This window comes from Alkalibacillus haloalkaliphilus C5 (assembly GCF_000269905.1).
In the GTDB taxonomy this organism is placed as follows: domain Bacteria; phylum Bacillota; class Bacilli; order Bacillales; family Alkalibacillaceae; genus Alkalibacillus; species Alkalibacillus haloalkaliphilus_A.
Window position 1 is genome coordinate 1 of record NZ_AKIF01000165.1, and the last position, 6,165, is coordinate 6,165.

Annotated in this window: 6 protein-coding genes and 1 pseudogene; 5 read left to right on the forward strand and 2 right to left on the reverse strand. The window is 38.8% G+C overall.

Going from position 1 to position 6,165, the window contains the following annotated elements:
- Positions 1 to 1,846: ATP-binding cassette domain-containing protein (locus A194_RS0113995; protein ID WP_017187438.1), on the reverse strand; the 1,846-nt coding region annotated here is incomplete at its 3' end.
- A gap of 100 nt (positions 1,847 to 1,946) precedes the next feature.
- Here A194_RS0113995 and A194_RS0114000 point away from each other — a divergent pair.
- The 5 genes from A194_RS0114000 to A194_RS0114020 all read left to right on the forward strand — a co-directional run bounded on the left by A194_RS0114000 (position 1,947) and on the right by A194_RS0114020 (position 5,933).
- Complete coding sequence (locus A194_RS0114000) at positions 1,947 to 2,567, forward strand: redox-sensing transcriptional repressor Rex (RefSeq protein WP_017187439.1); 621 nt, start codon at positions 1,947 to 1,949, stop codon at positions 2,565 to 2,567.
- Positions 2,568 to 2,667: 100 nt separating this feature from the next.
- Positions 2,668 to 4,068 carry a DHA2 family efflux MFS transporter permease subunit gene (locus A194_RS0114005; protein ID WP_017187440.1) on the forward strand — a complete coding sequence of 467 codons (1,401 nt, stop codon included), beginning with the start codon at positions 2,668 to 2,670 and terminating at the stop codon, positions 4,066 to 4,068.
- A gap of 6 nt (positions 4,069 to 4,074) precedes the next feature.
- Positions 4,075 to 4,737: an SOS response-associated peptidase gene (locus A194_RS0114010; RefSeq protein ID WP_017187441.1), complete on the forward strand. Its 663-nt coding sequence runs from the start codon at positions 4,075 to 4,077 to the stop codon at positions 4,735 to 4,737.
- A 348-nt stretch (positions 4,738 to 5,085) separates the two neighbouring features.
- Positions 5,086 to 5,643: a hypothetical protein gene (locus tag A194_RS0114015; protein ID WP_017187442.1), complete on the forward strand. Its 558-nt coding sequence runs from the start codon at positions 5,086 to 5,088 to the stop codon at positions 5,641 to 5,643.
- A gap of 17 nt (positions 5,644 to 5,660) precedes the next feature.
- Positions 5,661 to 5,933 (forward strand): helix-turn-helix domain-containing protein, encoded by a 273-nt coding sequence (locus A194_RS0114020; RefSeq protein WP_017187443.1) that lies wholly within the window; start codon positions 5,661 to 5,663, stop codon positions 5,931 to 5,933.
- A gap of 26 nt (positions 5,934 to 5,959) precedes the next feature.
- Here A194_RS0114020 and A194_RS0114025 read toward each other — a convergent pair.
- Positions 5,960 to 6,165 (reverse strand): annotated as a pseudogene (locus A194_RS0114025) (RpiR family transcriptional regulator); the annotation flags it as partial.

The following is a 6,165-nucleotide window of genomic DNA, read 5'->3' on the forward strand; positions in this document are numbered from 1 at the left end:
CTTGCAGGCATGAGTAATCACCGGTTAATTCAGGGTCTTCCATTTTAGCTTCTTGTTCTTCAATGATTTGCTCATGTTGTTGAATCTCTTCTTCAACCTTGCTGATCCGACGCTCTACTCTACGGATCTCACGTTTAACTTGTTTATCTTCTTCAAACTGTTTCTTGTTCGAACTATCTTCTTGGACTTGTTGTTTAGCTTCTTCCATCGCTTTAAGCTCTGCTTCTTCTTGGATCTTTTCAATGTAATAGTCATAATCGCCAAGGAACATTCTAATTTCATCTTGTCTCATTTCCATCACTTGTGATGCAATTCGATTAATGAAATAACGGTCGTGTGAAACGAACAAAATCGTACCAGGGAAGTCAGCTAATGCAGCTTCTAAAACCTCTTTACTATCTAAGTCAAGGTGGTTTGTTGGCTCGTCCATAATGAGGACATTTGCTTTTTTTAGCATGAGCTTTGCAAGTAGAATTCGAGCTTTTTCTCCACCACTTAACATGCCAATTGTTTTTAACACATCATCTCCAGTGAAAAGGAAGTTCCCTAAAATCGTGCGTACATCCTTTTCAGGCATAAGCGGATAATCATCCCACAATTCATTTAAAGCTGTCTTTGATGGATTAAGTGTGGATTGTTCTTGGTCGTAATATCCGAATTCAACATTCGTGCCGACTTGAATATCACCTTCAACGAACTCCATACGGTTTAAAATCGCTTTGAGTAAAGTTGTTTTTCCAACACCGTTAGGTCCAACAATCGCAATTCGATCACCACGATTAACTCTGAACGTCACATTTTTGAAAATCGGCTCGTCCAAAGCACCATACTTTGCTTGAAAATTTTCAACCTTCAACACATCATTACCACTTTTTCGTTTAATGTCGAAGGAAAATTTAGCTGAAGCATCGTCTAAATCAGGATGGTCAATTCGCTCCATCTTTTCTAACTGCTTTCGCTTAGACTTGGCACGGGTACTCGTTGAATCACGTGCAATGTTACGTTGGACGAAATCTTCCAAGCGCTTAATTTCACCTTGTTGTTTTTCATACTGTTTCTTTTGTAGCTCGTAATCTTCTGCTCTTTTCTCTAAGAAGTAACTATAATTCCCGTGATATTTTTTAGAAGATTGGAAGGCCACTTCATAAACGATATTAACCGTTTGATCTAAAAAGTAACGGTCGTGTGATACGATGACGACAGCCCCATCATAATGATTAAGATAGCCTTCTAACCAATTTAACGTCCTAATATCTAAATGGTTTGTCGGCTCGTCTAAAATTAAAATGTTCGGCTTAGCTAAAAGCAGCTTACCTAATGCTAAACGGGTCTTCTGACCACCACTTAAATCAGTAATAGGTGTATTAAGATCAAAGCCACCGAAGTTTAACCCTTGTAAGACAGAATGAATGTCGGCTTCGTATTGAAAGCCACCGATCGATTGAAAGTAGTTTTGCTTTTGGTCATACGTTGTTAGAAGTTGTTCGTATTCTGCTTCGTTTTCAAAAGCATCAGGATTAGCCATGTGCGTCTCAAGTTCACGCAACTCTTTTTCTAAGTTTATGACATCTCGATATACTTCTAGCATTTCATCCCAAATCGATTTATCAGAATCCAATCCTGTATGTTGGTCTAAATAGCCGACAGTGACATCTTTAGGTTTGAAAATGTCACCTTCATCATGCTTTAACTGACCAGCCATCACTTGCAAGATCGTTGATTTACCTGCACCATTTCGTCCGACAATCGCAATTCGGTCTTGATGATGTACTTCTATGTTAATTTTCGATAAAATAAGGTCAGCACCAAAATATTTACCGATATCTTTTAATTGCATTACGATCATAGTTTATTCACCTCAATGTGAACTAGTTTATCTTATAGTTCTATCATAAAGCAATGTTCCACGTTTTAAAATGGAATTTAAAAAAGGAGAACCTTAAACGATGGAAGAAAATAAAATACCTCAAGCTACAGCAAAGCGATTACCACTTTATTATAGACATTTAAATAATTTGCACCAACAAGGGAAACAACGCGTTTCGTCTAAAGAGCTTAGTGAAGCATTAAAAGTTGACTCAGCAACGATTCGCAAGGACTTCTCGTATTTTGGAGAGTTAGGTCGTAAAGGATATGGTTATGATATTCAACATTTAATCTATTTCTTTAGAAAGACGCTCGATCAAGATGAGATTTCTCGCGTTGCCTTAGTTGGAGTGGGGAATTTAGGAACAGCCTTATTAAATTATAACTTTATAAAAAATAACAATACGAAAATAGAGATTGCATTCGACACAAATGATAAAGTAGACACGACAATTGGTGGTGTCCCAATCTATAGCGTCGATGACTTAGAGAAAGAGTTAAAACGTACAGGAATTACAGTTGCGATTTTAACTGTACCGATGCAAGCTGCAGATGAGATGACAGAACGGTTAGTTAATGCAGGGGTAGAAGGCATTTTGAACTTTACGCCTTCACGATTGTCTGTTCCTGATACGGTTAGAGTTCATCATATCGATTTATCAGTCGAACTTCAGTCTTTAATATACTTCTTAAAAAATTAGAGAGGGTGTCCCCCTCTCATTTTTATTTATTGTCTTTCAATTATTGTTTAAAAGGAGTACAATAGTTCGTGAGACGAATTAATTAAGGGAGAAAGAATTTATGAGCAATCTACCAAATAAATGGTTAGTCGTATTATCAGTTTTATTCGGAACGTTTACCGTTATTTTAAACAATAGTATGTTAAACCCGGTGTTACCGGAATTTATGCATATATTCGATTCAGATGCCGTAGGAGTAAGCTGGATCTTAACAATATTTATGATCGCTATGGGGATGACGATGCCGTTAACTGGTTACTTAGGTGATCGGTTCGGAAAGAAGACAATTTACATAGTCGGAGTACTGTTATTTACTTTCGCATCGATCCTTGGTGCTATGTCTCAAACGTTAAGCATGATTATTATCGCCCGTGCTATTCAAGGTATTGCTGGTGGTCTTATGATGCCAAATGCAATGGCGTTAATCTTTAATGCTTTTCCGAAAAATGAGCGTGGCTTCGCAGTTGGAACGTATGGTATTTCAGTTATGATTGCGCCAGCTATTGGTCCAACAGTTGGTGGTGTCATTGCAGAAAGCTTTAACTGGATTTTCTTATTCCTCGTCAATTTACCATTTGCCTTATTAAGCTTATTCTTTTCAATTAAATATTTAAAGCCTACACCATCAAACCCAAGTATTCGTTTTGATTACATTGGTTTTATAATGGTTACACTTGGAGTAGGTTCAGTCCTTTACGTGTTAGGTCAAGGACGAGAGTTAGAGACATTAGTTAGTTTGAACAATGCGCTTTTATTAGTTGTCGGCATTATTTTAATTATCGTTTTTATCAAGTATGAATTAAGAAAAGATCAGCCATTACTAGACTTGCGTGTGTTTAAAATAAAAACGTATCGATATTCGATTATCGTAACATCAGCTGCGTCAATTGGGTTGTTCTCAGGACTATTTTTAATTCCGTATATGATCCAAGAGGCGTATGAGCTTGGCATGGTCGCAACAGGCTTAATTTTTCTACCGAGTGCATTAATGAGTGGCTTGTTTATGAATGTTGGTGGTAAGTTGCTTGATAAGAAGGGGCCGAAAGTCGTCATTCCCACTGGATTGGCTATTCTTTCAGGTGCAAGCTTAACTTTTGGTTTTATCGAACTAACGACTGCTTTTTGGGTGATTGTTGTGATCTACATTGTGCACGGTGCAGGCTTAGGTTTTGGTAACATGCCAGCAACAACAGCTGGCATGAACAAAATTCCTGAACACTTAGTGGCACAAGGATCAGCGATGAATAACTTAATTAGACAGTTCGCATCTTCGTTAGGAATCGTCTTCTTCTCAGTTTATTACGAGTTAAGAAGAGGACATATGATTTTACTCGATGAATATACCGTACAAGAAGCGACATTACAAGCGATTAATGAAGCCTTTATTATTGCAGCAGTCATTATTGCATTAGCCATTCCTGCAGCACTTAAGATGAAAGGTGTTGAAGACGAAGAGGAGTGATCAGTAGTGTGTGGACGTTTTACTTTAACAGTAGGAGAGCGTTTCCTAAAACAACATTTTAATGTGGCCAATGTTGACTGGGACCCGAGTTATAATATTGCTCCAACTCAAGATGTGTTAGCTGTTGTACATGATGGGTCTAGTAATAGATTAGGGAAGATGAGCTGGGGTTTGATCCCATCGTGGGCAAAAGATGAAAGCATGCGCTCGAAAATGATTAACGCAAGATTAGAAACAGCGGATGAAAAGCCGAGCTTTAAACGATTGATGGCGAAGCGGCGTTGCTTAATCTTAGCTGATAGTTTTTATGAGTGGGTGAAAGTTGACGGAGAGAAGAAGCCTGTTCGAATTTACCCACCAAATCATGATTATTTTGCCTTTGCAGGATTGTGGGATAGGTGGCAGACCGCTGAAGGTGAGGAAATGGTTACTTGCACCATTTTAACGAAAGAAGCAAATGACACATTGGAACCGATTCACCACCGTATGCCAGTCATCTTGCCGAGAGAGTATGAGCAAGATTGGATTGACTTTGAAGCAAAAGAGCCAAGTGAAATAAAAGAATGGGTGAAAGCTGTATCAGACATCCCACTCGATTACTATGAAGTAAGCACTTATGTGAACAGTCCGAGGAATAATGACGAGACTTGTATTGAGAGGGTGGAGTGAAGGGTTGAGCGAACGCTGATAAAGTGGGTCTGAACGCTGATAAAATATTGTGAACGCTGATAAACTGGATCCGAGCGCTGATAAAATATCGTGAGCGCTGATAAATTGGGCTGAACGCTGATAAAATTTCACGAGCGCTGATAAAGCTTGGGTGAACGCTGATAAATTTTGCTGTGCGCTGATAAAGTTTAGCGCCAAATTATTTTCGCGAGCGCCAGAATATTTTCACGAACGCCAAATAAAGTAAAGCGAGCGCCAGAATATTTTCGCGTGCGCCAAATAATTGCTCGCCACCCCCTCTACGATTCATGCTATAATACGGTTAACATAACGGTTGGAGTGACTTTAATGATTGAACAGCTGAAAACATTATATCCGAGCATGACACAATTAGATCAACCGACTGACAACTACATAACATTTATTGTGGACGATTCATTGTATGGTATTCCAAAAGATGACCTATCTGAAGAATCGCTGACGCTCCTTCAAACATTGCTGCCGAATCAAGTGACTTCGGAAAAAGAACAGGGCTGGATTCATTTTTTAACGGGACAAACGAGCGAGCCACCAGGACGGCTGGAAGCATTTCGCGTTGTTGCTTTATATGTTCAGTCTACGTTCGAACAGTCACTTTTGGAAAATACGTTAGAGGATGTGCTCGGTAAAAAGCTCATCTTCATTTGGCAAAATTATAATTTAGCAATCGTCTTGGAGCCACTTGAATTAGATGAAGCTCCATTGCAATTTCATGAAGTGATTGATATTTTGTCCAACGATTTGGAAGTAAAGCTATCGATTTTCCAAACAGAAACTGATCAAGCGATTGAGCTTTTACCTAAGCTTTATAACTGGACCATTCACGTTGCGGAAAAGTTATTAAAATCGATCATCAGCGCGTGTTAACCCAAAGTGAAGCGCTCATGCCAACCATGATTGAAAGTTTAAATGAGGATGACCGTGATTTTTTCGTAAAGGCGGTCTTAAATGATGCGATCAACGATTTTGAGCTGCTGAAAACGATTCAAACGACGATCGAACATCAAGTCAATATCTCGGTTGTAGCCAAGCAGTTGTATATGCATCGTAACACCGTGCAAAAGCGTATTGAAAAATTTTACGAGCTAACCGGGCTTGACGTGCGTCAGTTTGAAGATGCGTTAAAAGCCTACGTCTGTATAAAATATTTAACGTAAAAATTCCCTTGGATATGCCAAGGGAATTATTCATCTCGAATGTATGAAATAGCTTCTCGCGTCTGGTCGATATAGTCGACAGCTTGTTCGTATTGAACTGATGCTAAACACATGAAAAGCATATCAATAATATGTAATTGCGCAATTCGTGATGATGTTGCACCACTTCTAAATGTCGCCTCTCGCGCTGCTGAAGTATGTAACGTAATGTCTGATAGATCAGCAACTTTTG